The following is a 21,586-nucleotide window of genomic DNA, read 5'->3' as shown; positions in this document are numbered from 1 at the left end:
CGGCTCAAGATTGCAGCGGTGCAACAGAGCCGGAGGCCATCCGCCGTGTTCGGAACGGGCAGCGTCAGTTACGAGGTGCAGAGCCGCCGCGAGGGCCGCTGGCGCATCGAGGGGGCCTATACCGACCAGGAGTCGGCGATGTCGGCCGCCCGCTCGCAGCTGGCCGCTTCCGGGGTGGAGGAGGCGAAGGTGGTGAAGTTCCGCACCATCGCCGGCCTGTCGCTGGAAACCGTGATCCTGCACAAGACCGTCCCGCAGGCCCCGCGCAAGGGCCTGACCCTGGGCGGTACGGCGGAGGGGGCGCCGCTCTGCCGCACGCCCGACGATCTGCGCGGCTTCGAGAGCCGGGTGGTGATCGGCCGGCTGCTGCGCCCCTATCTGGACGCCCAGCGCATCACCCCGACCGAACTGCTGCATTCCTGGCCGCTGTTCCGCCGGTTCGAGGAGCAGGGGGCGCTGCTGGGCGCCGCCATCCACGCCGTCGCCCGTCATCATGCCGACATTCACGGCGTTTCCCACACCGCCCGCGCCCGCGAACTGCGCCAGTTGGTGGAGGTGGTCATCGGCGCCGCCCGCGATGCGCTGGCCGAACGGCGCCGGCTGCCGCGTTTCGATACCGCCGACCTGCCCGGCACCAGCCGCCGCATCGAGGAAGCGGTGGAACCGGCCGGCCACGATGCGCTGTTCCTGATCCTGCTGTGCCAGCATCTGGAGGCCGGCGGACCGCTGGCGGGGAAGCTGGACCTGCTGCTGGCGATGATGGGCGAGGATGCCGAACCGCGCCATCTCGGCCTGCTGGACGGGGTGGTCGCCGACATCATGGGGTCCGCCGACACGGTGAAGGAGCTGCTCGGCGCGCAGCCCAGCCTGCATGCCGGGCTTTGCGTGCTGGCCGACGGGCTGTTCGACCGCGATCCCGATCCGGCGCTGGCGCCGATGGCCGGCTCGTTGCGCCGGGTCTGCCGCCTTGCCCTGCAGGGCCGTGCGCCGCAGAGCCGGACCGTCCTGCTGGAGCGCCTGCGCCAGAGCATCGCCGGCGACCAGCCGCTCGACCGTCGCGACGCCAAGGCGGATGGGATGCTGACCCACGACCTTGCCGACCGGATGAAGGGGGCGGACGGTGCGCTGCTCGGCGGGGCGGCGATGGAGAAGGCGCTGGAGCGCCGGCTGCTGCGCCACCGCCAGTCGGTCCTGCGCGCCCAGGGCATGCATGACATCGCCGATCGGTTGTCGGGGCGGTAACGGGCGGTCGAACGATTAAGGATTCTCCCGATTACCTGAAACCTTGGTCTCTTTCCGGCTTGATGCTAAAAACGCCGCTTCTGTTCTCGCGTCGTCGTCGGAAAGCCCCTGTCATGTCGCAAACTCCGCTCTGGCGCATCGCGCTGGTCGTTCCCGAAGCCCATGCGCCGGCCTTCGCCGAGGCGGTGGGGGACCATGCCGATGCGGTGTCGACCTTCGAACTGGAGGAGGGCGGCAACTGGCTGGTGGAGGCGACTCTGTACGGCGCCCCGGACGAGGCGCGGCTGCAATCCCGCGTCGCCGTGCTGGCCAAGGCGCTGGGCATCGAGGAGCCGAAGCTGGCGGTCGAGAACCTGCCGCCGATCGACTGGGTGTCGCACAGCTACCAGGGCTTCCCGCCGATTCGCGCCGGGCGCTTCTTCGTCCACGGCTCCCACCATGAGGGCATCGTGCCGGCCGGCAGCATTCCTCTGCTGGTCGACGCCGCCACCGCCTTCGGCACGGGGGAGCATGGCTCGACCAACGGCTGCCTGCAGGCGCTCGACCGGCTGTCCCGCCATTTGAAGCTGCCGCGCGGCGGCCGGCGCGGCGCGCTCGACATGGGCTGCGGCTCCGGCATCCTGGCGCTGGCGGTGGCCAAGCGCTGGCGCGTCCCGGTCACCGCCGTCGACATCGATCCGGAGGCCGTGCGCGTCACCCTCATCAACGCGGCGCTGAACGGGCAGAAGCACATGATCCGCGCCCAGGGCGGCGACGGTTATCACACCCCGATCGTCGGGCGGCACAAGCCCTACACGCTTATCACCGCCAACATCCTGGCCCGCCCGCTGTCGCGCATGGCGCCGCAGCTGCGCCGCCACCTGAAGAAGGGTGGTTATGCCGTGCTGGCCGGCCTGTTGAACCGGCAGGAACGCCACGTCATCCAGGCCCACCGCAACCAAGGTCTGCGTCTGGTCGCTCGCATCCCGGTCGGGGAATGGACCACTCTTGTGGTCAAGCGTTAATCCAGGGGCCGTTGAAACCAAAGGGCCGTGATGCGACTTCCCCTAGGGACGATGTTCCGACACGTTTCTGGGGAGCCACCATGCTGAACCGCATCCGGTCCTTGTTCGCAGGCGACGACGGCGTCGAGCCGGGCGAGGACGCCCTGCAGGCCGCCGCCGCCGCCCTGATGGTCGAGGCCGCGCGTACCGACGACACCATCTCCGAAGCCGAGCGCGACCGCATCATGTCGGTCGCCCGCCGCCACTTCAATCTGAGCGAGGAAGAGGCGCAGGACCTGCTGTCCGCCGCCGTCTTCGACACCGAGGACGTATCGCCCTACCATCGCTATATCAGCATCATCATGGACCGCTGCCCGCCCGGCCAGCGCATCTGGATCATCGAGATGCTGTGGGAAGTCGCCTACGCCGACGGTGTGCTGAACGACCTGGAGTCGAGCCTGCTGCGGCGGATCGGCGGGTTGCTGCACATCTCCGACGTGGAGCGCGGCGAGGCCCGCAAGCGCGTTCTGGCGCGGCTGGGACTGCCGGACGATGCGGGGTTGCCGGTTTGAAGGGAGTGCGGCGGCCTGTGCCCCCCCTCCCAACCGGCATAGCCGCCGCCCCGCCGCTTGCGCAGTGCCTGCGGGGTGCCTAGCCTGTGGCGACAGGATTCACTCTTCCGAGGAACAGGTTCCGTGCCCAGCGCGATTCCCTCCGCTGCCTATCGTGGCGACGACGCCCTTGCGACCCTGTTGACCGAGGCCGTGACCGGCCGGTCTCCCGCCGATGTCCGTGCGCTGCTCGCCGGCGTGCTGGCGGCGCCGGAGGGGGAGGAACCCGCCGCCTGGACGGTGCTGGTGGGCGAGAACCTCCCGCCGGCCCTGACCGAACAGCTCCAGGCGCTGAAAACCCTGATGGCTGCCGAGGCGCCGGCGGACAAGCCCGGCCCGGCCCAGCGTCTGGCCGCTTTGCGCGCCGCGCTGAAGCGCCGCGATCTCGACGGCTTCATCATCCCGCGCGGTGACGAACATCAGGGCGAGTATGTGCCGCCGCGCGCCCAGCGGCTGGGCTGGCTGACCGGCTTTACCGGATCGGCCGGCAACGCGGTGGTCGCCGCCGACCGCGCGGCGATCTTCGTCGATGGCCGCTACACCCTCCAGGTCCGCAGCGAGGTGCCGGGCGATCTGTACGAGTACAAGCATCTGGTCGAGGATCCGCTGACCGACTGGATCGTCGCCGCGCTGCCGGACGGCGGACGCTTCGGCTTCGATCCCTGGCTGCACACCATCGGCTGGGTGGAAAAGACCCGCGCCGCGCTGGAACGCGCCGGCATCCTGCTGGTGGCCTGCGAGGACAATCCGCTCGATTCGGTGTGGCAGGGCCAGCCGCCGGCTCCGCTGACCCCCGTGGTGCCGCAGGACGATGCCTTCGCCGGCGAAAGCTCCGCCGACAAGCGGGCGCGCCTGGCCGACGAGTTGGGGCAGAAGGGCATCGCCGCCGCCGTGCTGACCCAGCCGGACAGCATCGCCTGGCTGTTGAACATCCGTGGTGCCGACGTGCCCTGCACGCCGCTGCCGCTGTCCTTCGCCATCCTGTCCGCCGATGCGTCGGTGGAGCTGTTCCTCGATCCGCGCAAGCTGGCGCCGCAGACCCGCACCCACCTCGGCAATCAGGTGCGGGTGCGGCCGGTGGAGGAGTTCGGCCCGGCGCTCGACGCCGTCGCCCGCGGCTCCGCCCGCGTGCTGGCCGACCCGAGTTGCACATCCGCCTGGATCGTCGACCGGCTGCATCTGGCCGGTGCGAAGGTGGAGCGGGACGGCGATCCCTGCGCCCTGCCCAAGGCCTGCAAGAACGCGGCGGAGCTGGCCGGCACCCGCGCCGCCCATGTCCGTGACGGCGCCGCGCTCGTCCGCTTCCTGCACTGGTTCTCGGAAGAGGCGCCGAAGGGCATGCTGACCGAGTTGGCGGTGGTGGAGCGCCTGCTGGCCTGCCGCCGGGAGAATGAGCGCTTCCGCGGCGTCAGCTTCGACACCATCGCCGGGGCCGGTCCCAACGGCGCCATCGTCCATTACCGCGTCACGCCGGAGACTGACCGCCGGCTGGAGCCGGGGAGCCTATTCCTGCTGGACAGCGGTGCGCAGTATCTGGACGGCACCACCGACGTGACCCGCACGCTGGCGGTCGGCGAGTTGGACCCGGCGCTGGCGGCGGAGATGCGCGACCGCTTCACCCGCGTGCTGAAGGGCCACATCGCGCTGTCCACCGTCCGCTTCCCGCAGGGCACGACGGGCTCGCAGTTGGACGTGCTGGCGCGTCTGCCGCTATGGCAGGCAGGGCTGGACTACGACCATGGCACCGGCCACGGCGTCGGCAGCTTCCTGTCGGTGCATGAGGGGCCGCAGCGGGTGTCGAAGGTCGGCAACACCGTCGCCCTGCAGCCGGGCATGATCCTGTCCAACGAGCCCGGCTATTACAAGACCGGCGCCTATGGCATCCGCATCGAGAACCTGATCGTCGTCCGGCCGGTGGAGCCGGAAGGCGAACTGGCAGGCGAATTGGCTGGGGCCGAGCGTCCGCTTCTGGAGTTCGAGCCGCTGACCCTGGTGCCGATCGACCGGTCGGTGATCGAGCGGGCGCTGCTGAACGACGCGGAGGCCGCCTGGGTCGACGCCTATCATGCGCGGGTGCGCGAGTCGCTGTCGCCGCTGCTGGACGAGGCGGCCCGCCGCTGGCTGGAGCAGGCGACCGCCCCCCTGTAACGGGAGCGGACGGCTGTATCAAATCATGGCCCATTGCTGGGGGCGGCCCTGATTCCGCAGGATGTTGCCGTCCGTGGTAACACGTTCTTTACCAGCCTGCTGCAGTGTGACCCAAGGGGATGACTTTTGGCGGCAGTTAGGGCACTACAGTCGGCATCACTTCCCGGATTACGGCGCAGCCCCCGCGCCGGGTGGGCGTAACGGCCGGTCAGACACCGGCAACGGATTATTGCGGAGACGTCTAGATGAAGATCCTCGTCGTCGATGATTACGCCACCATGCGGCGCATCGTGCGGAACCTGTTGACCCAGATCGGCTACACCGACATCGACGAGGCCGGCGACGGCGTGTCGGCGCTGGCGAAGCTGCGTGAGAGCAAGTTCGGCCTCATCATCTCCGACTGGAACATGGAGCCGATGACCGGTCTGCAGCTGCTGAAGGAAATCCGCGCGGACGCGAAGCTGGCGGCGACGCCCTTCATCATGGTCACCGCCGAGAGCAAGACCGAGAACGTGATCGCCGCCAAGCAGGCCGGCGTGAACAACTATATCGTCAAGCCCTTCAACGCCGACACGCTGAAGCAGAAGATCCAGGCCGTCATCGGCGGCTGATCCTCGGTTTTCGTGATCGCGACTGACTGTTCGGTCCGGGCGGACGACGGCATCTGCCGTTCGGTGCCCGGTCCATAGGGCGGCTGGCGAATCCAGTTTGGGGAGTGGACCGGTTTGGAGCAGCTTCCGCAGCTGTCCGATGAGGAGTTCGAGCAGATCGAGGACGCCATCGCCCGATCGGCGAAGGGCAGGGCGTTCCTGCGGCGGCTCCACCGGCGGTCCCTTGGGGCCGCGACGGAGGAAGTGCGCGCCATGCTCCAGGAGTTCCGCGACTCCTGGAATCGCCAGAACGAGGCGGTGGAGGCCGGCAAGCATGTCGGCGTCCTGCGCCGCGAGCTGATGGAAATGGCCGCCTCGATCGAGCAGGCGAGGCGGGAAGTGGCGGCGCTGCGGCCCCCGGACGGGTCGGGCGACAAGATCCTGTCCGCCACCAACGAGCTGGACGCCATCGTCATCTCGACCGAACGCGCGTCCTTCGAGATCCTGAACGCCGCGGAACGACTGATGGATCTGGCGGGCAAACTGCGGTCCAGCGGTGCCGATCCCGCGATGTGCGGCGAGATCGACACCCAGGTGAACGACATCTTCACCGCCTGCTCCTTCCAGGATCTGACCGGCCAGCGCACCAGCAAGGTCGTCAACGCGCTCCGCTACATCGAGCAGCGCGTCATGGCCATGATCAGCATCTGGGGCGAGGATGGGCTGGCCGGCATCATCGTCAAGGAAGAGCAGACGGACAGCCGTCCCGACGCCCATCTGCTGAACGGCCCGCAGTTGGATGGCCATGGCGTCAGCCAGGCCGACGTGGACAGCATGTTCGACAGCCCGGCACCGGCGCCGGCACCGGTCGCGGCCCCGTCGCCTCCGCCGCCGCCCGCCCCGGTCCAGTCGAGCCAGGCCGACATCGACAGCATGTTCGACAGTCCGGCTCCCGTTCCTGCGCCGGCGCCCGCTGCGGCTCCGGTCCAGTCGAGCCAGGCGGATATCGACAGCCTGTTCGATTCGCCCGCACCCGCCGCGGCTCCGGTGGTGGCGAGCCAGTCGGACATCGACAGCATGTTCGACACGCCCGCACCCGCTCCGGCAAAGAAGCCGGTGCCGAAGCCGCCGGGCGCCGCACCGAAGGCCAAGGCCGCTCCCAAGCCCGCCGCCCCGCCTCCGCCGCCCGCCGCGGCAGAGCCGCCGGCACCGCTGGATCAGGCGGCCATCGACGCCCTGTTCGGATAGGGGGCGGTCCGACTCCGGCGCAGGCATTCAGATAAGGGCATTCCGACCCGGGCATTCAGGCTCTCTCCCGATTGACCGCCTCCGCCCGCCGATGGCTGGATGGCGTGCGGTCAGCCGATCCAAACGCAGAACCGACGCACGCGACCAGACATCCACCACATACAGGCCACTGGCGGCCGTTTCCGAGAGGCGGGACCGAGAATGAAGCAGATGACCAAGCCCTTCATGGCCGAGCTTCAGAAAGCCCGCAAATCCGGGCATCCCTTCCAGTCCCTGATCGAGGACGGCGCAGCGGCCCCGACCCTTCCTGTGCCGGCTCCGGTTGTCCAGGCCGACAACACCGAAGTGCTGCGCGCCATCGGCGATCTCGGCGCCAAGCTGGACCGCTTCCTGACGATGGACGCGGCGCAGATCGACCAAATTCAGGTGGAGATCGCCGACATCTCCGGCCGCATCAAGGCGACCAAGGTGGAAATGGCGGCCATCCGCCACCCGCTGGCCGGCGACGACAAGTTCCAGCAGGCCAGCCAGGAGCTGAGCGCCGTCGTCGCCGCGACGGAGGCCGCGACCAACACCATCATGGCCTGCGCCGAAGAGCTGGAAGAGGTGGTGTCGGAACTGAAGTCGTCCCTGCCGGAGGGCTATCACAACGACCGCGTCAACGACATGGTCGACGTCATCGTCCGCATCTACGAAGCCTGTAACTTCCAGGATCTGACCGGCCAGCGCATCACCAAGGTCGTCCGCGCCATGTCCTTCATCGAAGAGCGCGTCGACGCGATGATGGGCCTGTGGAACAAGCGCGAGTTCGAGGCGATGCCGCTGCCGCCGTCCGTCACCAAGAAGGACGAGGATCTGGACCTGCACGGTCCGGCCGAAGCCACGCCCGAAAGCGGCAACATCAGCCAGGCCGACATCGACGCGCTGTTCGGCTAAGGCGCTTATCCGCAGATTTTCCGCCAGGGGCGGGGAGGGGCATATCGCCCGCCCCCGCGTTACCGCTTGCGGCGCCCTCACCCCGGCGTGCTATACAGGGGCAACTTCGAAAGCGCCCAAGACGACGATGCTTCCTCGCCCGTACCGCCTGCCGCTGACGGCCATCCTCCTGTCCGCCGCCCTGTCCGCCTGTTCCTCCACCAAGGAGGACGCGTATGTCGAACGCCCGGCCGACCAGCTTCTGTCGGAAGCCGACGCGGCGATGCGCGAGGACGCCTTCAAGAAGGCCGCGAAGCTCTACGACGAGGTGGAGCGCCAGCATCCCTATTCGGATTCGGCCAGCAAGGCGCAGCTTCTTGCCGCCTATGCCCACTATCAGGACCTGAAGTACGACGACGCCATCCTGGCGCTCGACCGCTTCATCCAGCTTCATCCGGGCAGCCCGGATGTCGACTACGCCTATTACATGCGGGCGCTGTGCTATTACGAGCAGATCACCGACGTGCGCCGCGATCAGAAGATGACGCGTCAGGCGCTCGACGCCCTGCAGGAAGTGGTTCGCCGCTTCCCCGAAAGCAAATACGCCCGCGACGCGAAGCTGAAGATCGACCTGACCAACGACCACCTCGCCGGCAAGGAGATGGAGGTCGGGCGCTTCTACCTGCGTCAGCATCAGTATACCGCCGCGATCAACCGGTTCCGCGCCGTCGTTGAAAATTACCAGACCACGTCCCATGTGCCTGAGGCGCTGCACCGCCTGGTGGAGTGCTATCTGGCGCTGGGCGTGACCGACGAGGCGAAGGCCGCCGCGGCCGTGCTCGGCCACAACTTCCCCGGCAGCGAATGGTACACGGACAGCTACGCACTGCTGGTGGACGCCAATCTGCGTCCCGAGCGAAACGAGAAGTCGTGGCTCAATCGAGCCTGGAACTCCCTGTTCTAGGACGCTCCATGCTCGTGTCGCTGACGATCCGGGACGTCGTCCTGATCGAGCGGCTGAGCCTGTCCTTCCGCAAGGGCCTGTGCGCCCTCACCGGCGAGACCGGTGCCGGCAAGTCCATCCTGCTCGACGCGCTGGGGCTGGCCCTTGGCGCGCGTGCGGATTCCGGGCTGGTGCGCCATGGTGCCGATCAGGCCTCCGTCACCGCGGAGTTCGAGCTGTCCGGCGACCACCCGGCCTTCGCCATCCTGAAGGAACAGGGGCTGGACGCCGATTCGGGCGACGGCGCGGCCGGTTACCAAACACTGGTAATCCGCCGCACCGTCAACACCGATGGGCGCAGCCGCGCCTGGGTGAACGACCAGCCGGTCGGCGTTGGCCTGCTGAAGACGCTGGGCGCCGAGCTGGTCGAGGTGCATGGGCAGTTCGACACCCACGGCCTGCTGAACCCGCAGACCCACCGCGGCGTGCTCGACGCCTATGCCGGGCTGTCCGCGCAAGCGGCGCAGGTCGCCGCCGCGCATCGGGCTTGGCGTCAGGTCGAGGATGCGCGCCATTCCGCCGCCGCCGACATCGCCCGCGCCCGCTCCGAAGAGGAATATCTCCGCCACGCCGTGGCCGAGCTGGATGCGCTCGCCCCCAAGGCCGGCGAGGAGGAGGAACTGTCGGAGACCCGCGCGGTGCTGATGCATCGCGAGAAGCTGGTCGACGGCATGAACGCCGCCTATGCGGAACTGTCGGGCGACCGCGGTGTCGAACGCGCGCTGTCCTCGGCCATCCGCACCCTGTCCCGCATCGCCGACAAGGCCGGCGGCACGCTGGACCCGGTGATCGCCGCCCTCGACCGCGCTGCCACCGAGGCGGGGGAGGCCATCGCCGCGCTGCAGGCCGCCTCCAGCAGTGTCGACATGGACCCGCGGGCGCTGGAGAAGCTGGAGGAGCGGCTGTTTGCGCTGCGCGCCGCCGCCCGCAAGCATGGCGTCGATGTCGATGCGCTGGCCGCTCTGCGCGAGGAGATGGCCGGACGCCTGCTGCTGATCGAGGATCAGGGCGACCTGCTTGCCAAGCTGGCGAAGGAGGCCGAACAGGCCCGCGCCGCCTTCCACAAGGCCGCCGAGGCGCTGGGCGCCGCCCGTCGCGAGGCCGCCGGCCGTCTGGATGTTGCGGTCGCCGGCGAACTGGCGCCGCTGAAGATGGAAAAGGCCAAGTTCCGCACGCTGGTCGAGCCGCTCGACGAGTCGGAATGGAATGCGGCCGGCATCGACCGCGTCGCCTTCCAGGTCGCCACCAACCCCGGGTCCCCGCCGGGTGCCTTGAACAAGATCGCGTCGGGCGGCGAACTGGCGCGCTTCATGCTGGCGCTGAAGGTGGTGCTGGCCCAGACCTCCACCGTCGGCACGCTGGTGTTCGACGAGGTCGATACCGGCATCGGCGGCGCCGTCGCCGCGGCGGTGGGCGAGCGTCTGGAAACGCTGGGCCATGGCCTGCAGGTGCTGGTCGTCACCCACAGCCCGCAGGTCGCGGCGCGCGGCGCCGTTCACCTGAAGGTGCAGAAGTCGCAGAAGGGCGAGCAGGTCACCACCGGCGTCGCCGAACTGGACGGCGACGAGCGGCGCGAGGAGATCGCCCGCATGCTGTCCGGCGCCACCGTCACGGCAGAGGCCCGCGCGGCCGCCGACAGCCTGATCGCCGGCCGCGGCTGACGCCCAGAGCGGATGCTCTGAAAAGGAGCATCACTTCCCCGCCAGCGCCTTGGCATGGCGGCGGAACAGACGGACCAGAGCATCCACCACCGCTGCCACGGCCGGCGCCTCGCGCCGGTCGCGGTGGACCAGCAGATGAACATCCTCGCCGAGCGCGGCCGGCGGATCGACGACGCGGACCAGCGCCGGTTCGGCATCGCCCAGCACGCAGGGCAGCAGCGTCATCCCCATTCCGCGCCGGGCGGCGTCGAGCCGCATCGGCAATTCGCTGAGCCGCGCCACGATTCGGGCGCCGCGATCCCGGATCGTATCGTCCACCCATCCCGATTGTGACGGCCGCCGCCGGGTTTCCGGCAGGCCGACCACCGGAACGCCATCCCAGCGGCCGGACCAATCGTCGCGAAGTTCCCGCTTTGCATAGAGGGTGAAGCCGAAGTGTCCCAGCCGGCGGGTGACCAGATCGCCCTCGGCCGGCACCCGGTCCATGCGCAGCGCGATGTCGGCCTCGCGCTGGGCGAGGTTCAAGGGGTTGCGGGTGCTGAGGATGGTCAGGTCGGCGCCGGTATCCGCCAGCAGATCGGACAGATGCAGCGTGAGGAAGGCGGAGACGGACGTGGTTGCCGTCACCCGCACCGGCCGGGCCGTTGCGACCAGCCGGTCGGCATTGCGGGCGAAGGCCGCGGCGGCATCGCCCATGGCCGCAGCACTGTCCAGCACGGTGCGGCCGAGCGCCGTCAGTTCCAGCCGGTTGGGCAGCCGGTCGAACAATGGACCGCCCACCGTCTCTTCCAACCGCTTCAGCCGGCGGCCCAGGGTCGGCGGGCTCAGCCGCAGGCGCTGTGCCGCTGCGGTCAGGCTGCCGCTGTGCGCCGTGGCCAGGAAGGCGCGGATATCTTCCCAGTCGAGATCCGCATCGTCGATCATCCAGTCCCCATCCGAATCGCCCCATCCGAATTGCCTGGGCCGGCGGGGCGGGCGGATGTCGTCACCGTGGCAGCAGGCCATGAAGGGCGGCGTGCTGCAGCAGCATGATGGTCTTGCCATCCAGGATCGCCCCGCTGCCGACCATGGCAAGGGCATCGGCGAAGGTCAACTCGACCACCTCGATGTCCTCGCCTTCTTCGGCAACCCCGCCACCCTCACTGCGGTCGGCAGCGCGGTATTCGGCGACGAAGAAGGCCAAACGCTCCGTCACCGAACCGGGGCTCATGAAGGCATCGAACACCCGGCGCGGCGCCTGGACGGTCACGCCCAGCTCCTCCGCGGCCTCGGCCCGGATCGCCTCTTCCGGACTGCGGTCGTCGAGCAGGCCGGCGCACACCTCAAGCAGAGGCTCGGCGTGGCCGTTGACGTAGGCGGGAAAGCGGAACTGCCGGGTCAGCAGGACGGTGCCGCGGGTCGGATCGTACAGCAGCAGGGCGGCCCCGTTGCCACGGTCATAGGTCTCCCGGCTGAGGGTCTGCCAACGGCCATCGCGGCGGCGGTAATCGAAAATGGTCTTCTTCAGCACATACCAGTCGTCGGACAGCAGCGTGACCTCACGGATGCGGATGCGGTCGTCCTGACCTGCGGCCAGCGTCGTCATTGCGGGAATCCTGTGGCGGTTGGAAAGGCCGGCATCCTGCGCCGCCGTCGGCTTTCGAGCAGCCCGTCAGGGATGAAAGGTCCCACTGCGGAAATTTGCGGGTCGCGCGTCCGGTTCTCGTGCCACGTATTCCTGGTTGTAGAAAGCCGGCGCCAAGTTCTGACGATCTCGCGCAATGCCAAAGCTTGGCGGTTCAAATCACGCGCAGAACGCTCAGGTGCTTATCCTATGTTAAGTTAACAAGCCTTAATGAGAGCAAAGGTATAGCCATTTTGGAGCGTTGCGGCCTTCCATCCACCTGCCTAAATTGTTGACGAAATCCCTTGGCAGTGCGTGACAAACGCCGCCGGTCCAGCTTCCGCTTGAGGTCGCGTTTGTCCGAAGTCTTTGTTCGATGAGCGGCCCGGTTCCTTCGGGGTATGTAGACCTCACCGATTGTGACCGGGAGCCCATTCACCAGCTTGGTCTTATCCAGCCCACCGGATTCCTGATCGCCGTTACGGCCGATTGGATCGTCCTGCATGTCTCGGCCAATATCGGCCGCTGGCTGGGGGGGGAACCCGAAGACCTGCTGGGGCTTCCGCTGTCCCGCGTGATCACCGGTGAGGCGCTGCACACCATCCGCGGCCGGTTGCAGGTCGCCCACATCAACGGCAGCGTCGAGCGCGCCTTCGGCGTCCATCTGTCCGAACTCGCTCCAATCTGCGACGTCGCCGTTCACCTGTCCGGCTCCGCTATCGTGATCGAAGCGGAGCCGAGCGAGGGGGAGGGGCCGCAGGACTCCGGGTCGCTCCTGCGCTCGATGATCGCGCGGGTCCAGAACACCCGCGGCTTCGATGCCTTCTGCCGCGAGGCGGCGCGCCAGATGCGGGCGCTGACCGGCTTCGACCGGGTGATGGTCTATCGCTTCGGCCCCGACGGGGCGGGGGAGGTGATCGCCGAATCGGCGGTGCACGGCATCGGCAGCTTCCTTGGCCAGCGCTATCCGGCCTCCGACATCCCGCAGCAGGCCCGGCGCCTGTACGAACGCAATTGGCTGCGCTGCATCGCCGACGTGAATGCGCCGCCGGTGCCGGTGGTGCCGACGCTCGATCCCACGGGGCAGCCGCTGGACCTGTCGCTCAGCCTGCTGCGCAGCGTCTCGCTGATCCATGTCGAATATCTGCGCAACATGGGTGTCAACGCCTCGCTGTCGGTGTCGATCCTGCGGCATGGCAAGCTGTGGGGTCTGTTCGCCTGCCACCATCGCCATGCCCGCTCGCTTTCCTTCGAACGGCGCACCACCGCTGAACTGTTCGGCCAAATGGTCTCGCTTCTGCTGGAGGGACGCGAGCGCGAACAGGAAAGCCAGCACGAGGCGCAGGCCCGCCGCGCCCATGTCCGCATCATGTCGATGCTGGCCGACAGCGAATCGCCGCTGGAAAACCTGCTCACCTTCGCGGCGGAGCTGCGGACGCTGATCGAGTGCGACGGCTTCGCCTGCTGTATCGACGGCCAATTGCATATGGAGGGCGAGACGCCAACGCGGGAGGAGACGCAGGGCATCATGCGCTTCCTCCACCGGACGCCGCCCAGCAAGGTCTATCTGACCGACGAATTGGGGGCCGTCCACCCGCCGGCCCGCGACTTCACCGAACGGGCCTGCGGATTGCTGGCCATCCCGGTCTCGCGCATGCCGCGCGACTATCTGGTCTTCTTCCGCAAGGAGCTGATCCGCACCGTCACTTGGGGCGGCGACCCGACCAAGCCGGCGCAATATGGGCCCAACGGTCCGCGCCTGACCCCGCGCAAGAGCTTCGAGGCCTGGAAGGAAACCGTGCGCGGCCGGTCCAAGCCCTGGGCCGAGCTGGACGAGCGCAACGCCGAATCCCTGCGGGTGACGCTGCTGGAGGTGGTGTTGCGGCTGGCCGACATCGCCGGCCGCACCCGCAAGGAGGCGACCGAGCGGCAGGAGCTGCTGATCGCCGAACTGAACCACCGCGTCCGCAACATCCTCAGCCTCGTCCGCGCCCTGGTGCGGCAGAGCGAAACCGGGGCGGAGACGGTGCAGCAGTTCGCCGCCATCGTCGCCGGCCGCATCGAGGCGCTGGCCCGCGCCCATGACCAGATCACCGCCGACAATTGGGGACCGGCCTCGTTGCGCGCCCTGATCGCGGCGGAGATCGGCGCCTATCTGTCGGCCAAAAGCGAGCGGGTGCGGCTGACCGGGCCGGAGGTGCTGCTGGCGCCGCAGGCCTTCTCCGTCTTCGCGCTGGTGGTGCATGAACTGACCACCAATTCGGCCAAATACGGTGCGCTCAGCGACAGCGGCGGCTGGGTGGAGGCCGCCTGGTCGATCGACGAGGGCGGACGGCTGCAGATCGACTGGCAGGAGAATGGCGGTCCGCCGGTGCGGGCGCCCTCGCGCGTCGGCTTCGGCACCACGGTGATCGAGCGCTCCGTCCCCCACGATCTGCAGGGTGAGGCCGAGGTGACCTATGCCCTGTCGGGCTTGCGGGCGCGTTTCATGATCCCGGCCCAGTATGTGACCGTCGCCGCCAGCCTGCCGGGGGGCGGCCGGCGCAGCCTGCCGGTGCCTGCGGCCGATTTCTCAATCGATGGTCCGGTGCTGCTGCTGGAAGACAACATGATCATCGCCATGGCGACGGAGGACGTGTTGCTGAGCTTCAGCGCCAGCCGCGTCAACACCGCCGCCGGCGTCCGCCACGCCCTGCGCCTGATCGACGAGGACCCGCCGGTGGTCGGCGTGCTGGACATCAACCTGGGCAACGAGACCTCGCTCGCGGTCGCCGAACGGCTGCGGGAACTGGGGATCCCCTTCGTCTTCGCGACAGGCTATGGCGAGAGCGCCGCGGTGCCGGAGCGGTTTGCGGACGTGCCGGTGCTGAAGAAGCCTTACGGGTCGGATCAGGTGGTGCAGGTGCTGGCGTCGGTGATGGGGTAGGTAGGTTACTTGCTGAATTAGACCCCCACCTATCCTCCCCCGCCCAGCGGGGGAGGATAGGTGGGGGCAAATCGAAGCCCATCCCTTAACCGCCCCTCACCGCCGCGTACCGCGCGAACAGCGCCACGCTGACCGCCACCGTGGCGTTCAGCGACTCCACCGCGCCGGTCGTCGGCACCGACAGCCGCGTCGCCGGGCAGTCGGCCGGCACGCCCTGGCCTTCCTCGCCCAGGATCAGCCGCATGTCGGCCGGCCAGTCGAAGCGCGTCAGATCCTCGCCCCCACCGTCCAGCGCATAGAGCGGCCCGGCCGCGTCGTTCACCGCCGACCATCGCGGCCCGCGCAGCAGAGTCAGCGCGAACTGCGCATTCGATGCTGCTCGCAGGCATTTTGGATGAAAGGGATGCGCAGCCCCCTCCAGCAGCACGATCCGCGACACCCCAAACGCCGCCGCGCTGCGCAGCAAAGCACCCAAATTGCTGGGATCGCCCAGCGCACAGAGCAGTTCCAGCCCCTGCGGCGGCTGCGACAGGTCGATGGCTGGCATCTTCGGCACCGCGCCGACCAGCAGCGGGAAACCGGTACCCGACACGTCGAGCGTCCGGAACAGGGCAGGGGCCAACTGCACCGGCTCCACCCCCGGCGGCAGGCGCCAGGAGGATATCTGCGCCGGGTCGGTGAACAGCAGCCGCTCGAACCGGTCGGGATGCTGACGCAGCGCCTCCGGCACGGTCTTCAGGCCGGCCAGCAGGAACTTGCCGTTCTTCTTCAGCCCACGGCTTTCCAGCGCCGATTCCCACAGCTTGAACTGCGGGTTCTGCGGGCTTTCGATCAACAGGGGCGGGCGGGTCATGGCAACGGGCTTTCCAGCAAGGGGATACCCCTGCCTAGCACAGCGGCGTCCCCAAAGTCAGGGGTTCAGACGGCGGCCGAGGAACAGCAGGGGACCGCGCTGGCAGGCGTCGGTGAAGCCGGCGCGCTGGTAGAACTCGACATTGCGGGCGAAGACGGCGGTGACCAGATGCACGCCGGGCAGACCGTCGGCCCGGCAATCCTCGGCGAAGCGGTCGACCAGCCGGCGTCCCAGCCCATGCTGCCGCCAGCCCGGCCGGACATTCACATGGAAATGGGCGGGGTAGGCGGTGAAATGGTCGGCGAAGACCTCGTATTTCGGGATGCGCCGCGCCAGCTCAGCCGAGCCAGCGCTGTCCTTGCAGCCGGTGAGATAGCCGACCACCAGCCCGTCGGCCGCCACTGCCATCCAGATGTCCCGCGGCACCTCCGCCACGAACCAGCCGGTCCAGGTGGAGAGGAAGGCGGCGCGGTCGGCAGGGGACGCGAACTCCGTCCGGGTGGTGGAGGCGAAGAAGATGTCCTCCAGGGCAGACAGCGCCGCCGCGCGGTCCGGCAGGGCGGTCAGGCGCTCCAGCCGGATATCTCCGCCCTCCGTCATCACTTCCGCTGTGCGGTCTGGACCGACAGGCTGCGCGGTGCCAGCATGGTGTAGTGACCGCGCGCCTTCATCACGCCGGCCCCTTCCTCCGCCTGCTGGCCGTGGCCCCAGAACAGGTCGCCGCGCACGGGACCCTTGATGGCGCCGCCGGTGTCCTGCGCCACCACCAGCCGGTTGATGGCGCCGCCCGGCACCGGGGCGTCGCGCACCTCCAGCCAGAGCGGGACGCCCAGCGGGATATGCTCGACATCGACGGCGAGGCTGCGGCCGGGGGTCAGCTCCATGTTGCGGGCGCCGCGGGCGCCAACCTCGGGCTTGACCTTGAAGAAGACGTAGGAGGGATTGAGGTTCATCACCCGCTGGGCCTCGGCCGGATGGTCCTTCAGCCAGCGGCGGATCGTCTGCAAGGACATCTGTTCCGGCGTGGCGTCACCGATGTCGATGATATGGCGGCCGATCGGGTAATAGCTGTGACCGTTCTGGCCGGCGTAATGGATGCCGACCACCGAGCCGTCGGCCATGACCGCCCGGCCGGAGCCCTGGATTTCCAGGAAGAAGGCGTCGACCGGGTCGTCCACCCACATCAGTTCCAACCCCTTGCCTTTCAGCGCGCCGGACTCGATCCGGGCGCGGGTCGGCAGTCCGCGCTTGCCGCGCGCCGGCATGCGGTAGAGCGGGACGTTGTAGCGTTCGGTCCGCGTCCAACTGCCGTGCAGCTCGATCTCGTAGTAACCGGTGAACAGGCCGTTCTCGCCGTTGCTGACGTCGCGCGGGGTGAAGAAGGTCTCGAAGAAGCGGCGGGCCGCCTCGCTGTCACCGGCGGGCAGGTCGCGGGCGGCGGCGCAGATGGCGCGCCAGTCGTCGGTGGTGCCGGCGGCGCGCAACTGCCCCAGCGCCTTGCCCGGCGGCTGGTTCTTCACCCAGCCGCAAGTGCGCTGCACCGCCGGAACCGCCTGGGCATGGTCGTCGTCGATCCAGCCGGCGAGATGGCGGAAGTCGGGCGACACCTGATCCCAGGTCGGACGCTGGGCCGTGGTCCGCTGCCCGTCCACCGTCGGCGCGGTGCCGGCACAGGCCGCCAGCGTCGCCAGTAGGCCGCCGAGCAGGGAAAGCCGCAGGAGCTGCCGCACTTTGGGCCGCTTCATTTCACGCGCACACGCCACCCCAGCCGCAGCCGCCATCGCGCACTCCGCCACCAGCAATCGATCTGTCCATTCGAAGACCCGGATCGTCCGGCCGCTCTGGCGGTCCGGTCACGATAAGGTCACATCACCCGATCGTTTGTGCCGGTGGTTACCCCGAGTCGTCAATCCCCAACCTGCACTTTCGGGTAGGTCGCGGCCGGTTGTCACGGGTGGGCGCCGGCCGCGCCTTTCCGGCGGCAAGCGGGGCAGCCGCGCGGCGGCAAGGCGTGACAGGACGCGGCAAACGCGGTATCGACAGCCCATACGTGAAGGACCGTCCGCAACTGTGCATCCCGTCCCCGATCCGATGCGGGGGAACATGCGGGCGGCCGGTCCTGTTCGCCGCCATGTGACACCCCAAGGGACCAGACGCCATGACACCCGCCGCCCGCCTCCAGGCGGTCATCGATCTGCTGACCGAGATCGACGAGACCCCTCGCCCCGCCGACGCGGTGATGAGCGCCTATTTCCGCAATCGCCGCTACATCGGGTCGAAGGACCGCACCGCCGTCGCCCAGATGGCCTACGCGATCCTGCGCCGCCATGCCCGGCTCACTTGGTGGATCGAGCGCGGCGGCTACGAGCGCGCCACCCCGCGCGCCCGCGTCCTGGCCTATCTGCTGTTGGAAGAGAACCGCAACGCCGGCGTGGTTCTGGAGATGTTCAGCGGTGGCAAGTTCGCCCCGGCCCGCCTGACCGATGACGAACTGGCGCTGGTCGGCAAGCTGGAAAGCCACACGATGGACCATCCCGACATGCCGGAGACGGTGCGGGTGGAATGCCCGGAGTGGGCGGAAGCGGCGATGCGCGCCTCGCTGGGCGACCGCTTCGGGGTGGAAATGGAAAAGCTGCTGGAGGCGGCGCCGCTCGACCTGCGCATCAATCCGCTGAAGGCGAACCAGCAGAGCGCCATCAAGGCGCTGGCCAAGGCGCAGATCACGGCGGAGACCACGCGCTGGTCGCCGCTGGGCCTGCGGGTGAAGGGCCGGCCGCCGCTGGGCAGCGTCGATGCCTTCAAGGACGGTCTGGTCGAGATCCAGGACGAGGGCTCGCAGCTGGTCGCGCTGGCGGTGGCGCCGAAGCCCGGCCATCAGGTGGTCGATTTCTGCGCCGGCGCCGGCGGCAAGACGCTGGCCGTCGCGGCGCTGATGAAGAACAAGGGCCGCGTCGTGGCCTGCGACGTGCTGGACAAGCGCCTGAAGCGCGCCGCCGAGCGCTTCCGCCGCGCCGGCCTGCACAACATCGAGGCCCACCCGCTGACCAGCGAGCGTGACCCGTGGGTGAAGCGCCACAAGCGCAAGTTCGACCGCGTGCTGGTCGACGCGCCTTGCTCCGGCACCGGCACCTGGCGCCGCAACCCCGACGCCCGCTGGCGCCAGCTCGGTCCGGGGCTGGAGCAGCTGCTGCCGCTGCAAGCCAACATCCTGGACAGCGCGGCGCGTCTGGTGAAGCCGGGCGGGCGGCTGATCTACGCCACCTGCTCCATGCTGCATGACGAGAACGAGGCGCAGGTCGAGGCCTTCCTGCAGACCCACCACGACTTCATCGTGAAGCCCGTCGCCGAGGTGTGGGCGGAGGAGGAGGCCGGCGCGCCGCCGGTCGAGGGTCCGTACCTGCGCCTGACCCCGGCCAAGCACGATACCGACGGCTTCTTCGCCGCCGTGCTGGAACGCCGTGTAGAGGAGACGGTGTCGGAGGAAAGCGTGTCCGACGTCGGGATGGAGCAGGGCGAGGTCGATCCTGTCGAACTGGGCAAGGCGATCGATGCGTGAGTAGCGCCTGCTGAATGTCCCCACCCCAACCCTCCCCCGCTGGGCGGGGGAGGGGGCAAGTGCTTATGCGGGAGAGTGGCGGCAGTCCCTCCCCCGCCCAGCGGGGGAGGTTAGGTGGGGGTCTGACTTCGCACGAAAGCCGAAGAACCCCACCCTTGACAGCCGGGGTGGCGCGCTCCTTATCGGTGGGGTAGGCTTTCCGCCGCCGATGCCATCCGGGCGTATTCGCCCAATCCCCCTCAAGAGGACCAGATGAAGTTCTCCTTCGCCAAGCCGTCCCTGCCGTCCTCCGGCGTGCTCGCCGTGACCGTCGCCGCCGACCGTAGCCTCGGCCTGATCGGGCGCGAGCTGGATCAGAAGACCGGCGGGGCGCTGGCCCGCGCCATGGCCGCCGCCCGCTTCACCGGCAAGAAGGACGAGACGCTGACGCTGCTCGCCCCGGCCGGGACCGAGCTTGACCGCATCCTGCTGGTCGGCATCGGCAAGGGCGCCGACCTGACCGATCTGGTCCTCCAGGCTGCCGGCGGCGCCATCGCCGTCCAGCTCGACAAGGCTGCCGACGAGGCGGCGCTGCTGGTCGAACTGCCGGAGGGGGCCAAGCTTTCCCCGGCCGCCGCCGCGGCGGAGATCGCCTTCGGCGCGCAGCTGCGCAGCTACAAGTTCGACAAGTACCGGACCAACGACCGCAAGTCCGACAAGAAGGAGCCGAAGCCCAGCCTGCGCAAGGTGACGCTGCTGGTCGAGGATGACGGCGCCGCCAAGGCCGCCTTCAAAAAGCTGGACACGCTGGCCGACGCCATCCGCTTCACCCGCGATCTGGTGTCCGAACCGGCCAACGTCATCTATCCGGAAAGCCTCGCCGAGAAGACGAAGGAGCTGGAGCAGTTCGGCGTCGAGGTCGAGATCCTCGACCAGAAGAAGCTGAGGAAGATCGGCATGGGCGCCCTGCTCGGCGTCGCCCAGGGCAGCGCCTTCGAGCCGCGCGTGGTCGTGATGCGCTGGAACGGCAACCCGGATGCCGCCGACAAGCGCCCGGTCGCCTTCATCGGCAAGGGCGTGACCTTCGACAGCGGCGGCATCTCGATCAAGGGTGCGGCCGGCATGGAAGACATGAAGTGGGACATGGGCGGCTCCGCCACCGTGATCGGCACCATGTACGCGCTGGCCGCCCGCAAGGCGAAGGTCAACGCCGTCGGCATCGTCGGTCTGGTGGAGAACATGCCGTCGGGCACGGCGCAGCGTCCGGGCGACATCGTCACCTCGCTGTCCGGCCAGACCATCGAGGTCATCAACACCGACGCCGAAGGCCGTCTGGTGTTGGCCGATTGCCTGTGGTACGCGCAGGACGTCTACAAGCCCAAGCTGATGATCGATCTCGCCACCCTGACCGGCGCCGTCATCGTCGCGTTGGGCCACGAGCATGCCGGCCTGTTCGCCAACGACGACGACCTTGCCATGAACCTGACGGCCGCCGGCCTGAAGGTGGGCCAGCCGGTGTGGCGCATGCCGCTGGGCGACGGCTATGACAAGGAAATCGACTCGCCGGCCGCCGACATGAAGAACACCGGGTCGGGCGGCGGCGCCGGCAGCATCGTCGGCGCGCAGTTCCTGAAGCGCTTCGTCAACGACCTGCCCTGGGCGCACATCGACATCGCCGGTGTCGCCTGGGCGAAGAAGGACGGACCCACGGTTCCGAAGGGCGCCTCCGCCTTCGGCGTGCGGTTGCTCGACCGCTTCGTGGCGGAATACCACGAAGGCTGATGACCTGAGTTGTGTGAAGGAGCCATGACCGAAGTCCGCTTCTACCACCTGCAACGGCGCACGATGGAGCAGGCGCTGCCCAAGATCCTGGAGAAGGTTCTTGAGCGGAACTGGCGCGCCGTCGTGCTGGCCGGTTCGCCGGAGCGGGTGGACATGCTGAACCAGCATCTGTGGACCTACGATCCCGGCTCCTTCCTGCCGCACGGTGCGGCGCGCGACGGCTTCGCCGACAAGCAGCCGGTGTGGCTGACCGATGCCGACGAGAACCCCAACGGCGCCACCGTGCTGGTTACGGTGGACGGCTGCGTCAGCGACCGGATGGACGGCTTCGAGTTGGTCTGCGACCTGTTCGACGGCAACGACGACGAGGCGGTGCTGGCCGCCCGCCAGCGCTGGAAAGCCTGCAAAGCGGCCGGCCACAGCCTGACCTATTGGCAGCAGACCGACCGCGGCGGCTGGGAAAAGCGGGCCTGAGCGCCACCGGAC

General features: G+C 68.7%; 18 protein-coding genes. 13 read left to right on the top strand and 5 right to left on the bottom strand.

The window, feature by feature from the left end; genetic code table 11:
- Window positions 1-45: 45 nt before the first annotated feature.
- From ACCD06_RS12405 to recN, 9 genes are all read left to right on the top strand, one after another.
- Window positions 46-1,242: a hypothetical protein gene (locus tag ACCD06_RS12405; protein ID WP_413340963.1), complete on the top strand. Its 1,197-nt coding sequence runs from the start codon at window positions 46-48 to the stop codon at window positions 1,240-1,242.
- Between the two features lie 113 nt (window positions 1,243-1,355).
- Window positions 1,356-2,246, top strand: coding sequence for a 50S ribosomal protein L11 methyltransferase (locus ACCD06_RS12400; RefSeq protein ID WP_109073879.1), 891 nt, complete (start codon window positions 1,356-1,358; stop codon window positions 2,244-2,246).
- Window positions 2,247-2,326: 80 nt separating this feature from the next.
- Window positions 2,327-2,797, top strand: coding sequence for a TerB family tellurite resistance protein (locus tag ACCD06_RS12395; protein WP_413340961.1), 471 nt, complete (start codon window positions 2,327-2,329; stop codon window positions 2,795-2,797).
- Between the two features lie 123 nt (window positions 2,798-2,920).
- On the top strand, window positions 2,921-4,984 hold the full coding sequence (locus ACCD06_RS12390; protein WP_413340959.1) for an aminopeptidase P family protein: 2,064 nt from the start codon (window positions 2,921-2,923) through the stop codon (window positions 4,982-4,984).
- 245 nt (window positions 4,985-5,229) lie between these two features.
- The gene (locus ACCD06_RS12385; RefSeq protein ID WP_012974572.1) at window positions 5,230-5,595 is read left to right on the top strand and encodes a chemotaxis response regulator CheY; all 366 of its coding nucleotides are present in this window, start codon (window positions 5,230-5,232) and stop codon (window positions 5,593-5,595) included.
- Window positions 5,596-5,709: 114 nt separating this feature from the next.
- A complete protein-coding gene (locus ACCD06_RS12380) occupies window positions 5,710-6,822 on the top strand; it encodes a protein phosphatase CheZ (RefSeq protein ID WP_413340956.1) in 1,113 nt (370 codons plus the stop codon).
- 201 nt (window positions 6,823-7,023) lie between these two features.
- Window positions 7,024-7,758, top strand: coding sequence for a protein phosphatase CheZ (locus ACCD06_RS12375; RefSeq protein WP_109073875.1), 735 nt, complete (start codon window positions 7,024-7,026; stop codon window positions 7,756-7,758).
- A 127-nt stretch (window positions 7,759-7,885) separates the two neighbouring features.
- A complete protein-coding gene (locus tag ACCD06_RS12370; protein ID WP_109073874.1) occupies window positions 7,886-8,701 on the top strand; it encodes an outer membrane protein assembly factor BamD in 816 nt (271 codons plus the stop codon).
- 8 nt (window positions 8,702-8,709) lie between these two features.
- Window positions 8,710-10,401, top strand: coding sequence for a DNA repair protein RecN (recN, locus tag ACCD06_RS12365; RefSeq protein ID WP_109073873.1), 1,692 nt, complete (start codon window positions 8,710-8,712; stop codon window positions 10,399-10,401).
- A 30-nt stretch (window positions 10,402-10,431) separates the two neighbouring features.
- On the opposite strand, the gene ACCD06_RS12360 is transcribed toward recN, so the two are convergent.
- Both ACCD06_RS12360 and ACCD06_RS12355 read right to left on the bottom strand, forming a co-directional pair.
- Window positions 10,432-11,325, bottom strand: a complete 894-nt coding sequence (locus tag ACCD06_RS12360) for a LysR family transcriptional regulator (RefSeq protein WP_413340953.1) — start codon at window positions 11,323-11,325, stop codon at window positions 10,432-10,434.
- A 61-nt stretch (window positions 11,326-11,386) separates the two neighbouring features.
- Complete coding sequence (locus ACCD06_RS12355) at window positions 11,387-11,986, bottom strand: NUDIX domain-containing protein (RefSeq protein WP_413340951.1); 600 nt, start codon at window positions 11,984-11,986, stop codon at window positions 11,387-11,389.
- A gap of 394 nt (window positions 11,987-12,380) precedes the next feature.
- Here ACCD06_RS12355 and ACCD06_RS12350 point away from each other — a divergent pair, with 394 nt between their 5' ends.
- A complete protein-coding gene (locus ACCD06_RS12350) occupies window positions 12,381-14,930 on the top strand; it encodes an HWE histidine kinase domain-containing protein (RefSeq protein ID WP_413340948.1) in 2,550 nt (849 codons plus the stop codon).
- Between the two features lie 85 nt (window positions 14,931-15,015).
- On the opposite strand, the gene ACCD06_RS12345 is transcribed toward ACCD06_RS12350, so the two are convergent.
- From ACCD06_RS12345 to ACCD06_RS12335, 3 genes are read right to left on the bottom strand one after another with little or no spacing between them, the layout of a single operon-like run.
- The gene (locus ACCD06_RS12345; RefSeq protein WP_136704277.1) at window positions 15,016-15,783 is read right to left on the bottom strand and encodes a TrmH family RNA methyltransferase; all 768 of its coding nucleotides are present in this window, start codon (window positions 15,781-15,783) and stop codon (window positions 15,016-15,018) included.
- Window positions 15,784-15,840: 57 nt separating this feature from the next.
- On the bottom strand, window positions 15,841-16,383 hold the full coding sequence (locus ACCD06_RS12340; RefSeq protein WP_413340946.1) for a GNAT family N-acetyltransferase: 543 nt from the start codon (window positions 16,381-16,383) through the stop codon (window positions 15,841-15,843).
- Entirely contained in the window at window positions 16,383-17,528 is a 1,146-nt protein-coding gene (locus ACCD06_RS12335) for a murein transglycosylase A (RefSeq protein WP_413340944.1), read from the bottom strand. Before ACCD06_RS12335 ends, ACCD06_RS12340 begins: the two co-directional genes overlap by 1 nt.
- A 413-nt stretch (window positions 17,529-17,941) precedes the next feature.
- Between ACCD06_RS12335 and ACCD06_RS12330 the strand changes: the two genes are divergently transcribed.
- From ACCD06_RS12330 to ACCD06_RS12320, 3 genes are all read left to right on the top strand, one after another.
- The gene (locus tag ACCD06_RS12330; protein ID WP_109073867.1) at window positions 17,942-19,339 is read left to right on the top strand and encodes an RsmB/NOP family class I SAM-dependent RNA methyltransferase; all 1,398 of its coding nucleotides are present in this window, start codon (window positions 17,942-17,944) and stop codon (window positions 19,337-19,339) included.
- A gap of 252 nt (window positions 19,340-19,591) precedes the next feature.
- Entirely contained in the window at window positions 19,592-21,100 is a 1,509-nt protein-coding gene (locus ACCD06_RS12325; protein WP_136704273.1) for a leucyl aminopeptidase, read from the top strand.
- Between the two features lie 24 nt (window positions 21,101-21,124).
- On the top strand, window positions 21,125-21,574 hold the full coding sequence (locus ACCD06_RS12320) for a DNA polymerase III subunit chi (protein ID WP_149198301.1): 450 nt from the start codon (window positions 21,125-21,127) through the stop codon (window positions 21,572-21,574).
- Window positions 21,575-21,586: the final 12 nt, after the last annotated feature.

Source organism: Azospirillum sp. CT11-132 (assembly GCF_047302835.1).
Taxonomy (GTDB): domain Bacteria; phylum Pseudomonadota; class Alphaproteobacteria; order Azospirillales; family Azospirillaceae; genus Azospirillum.
Note: the sequence above shows the minus strand (reverse complement) of the source record. Positions and strands in the feature narration are given on the sequence as shown.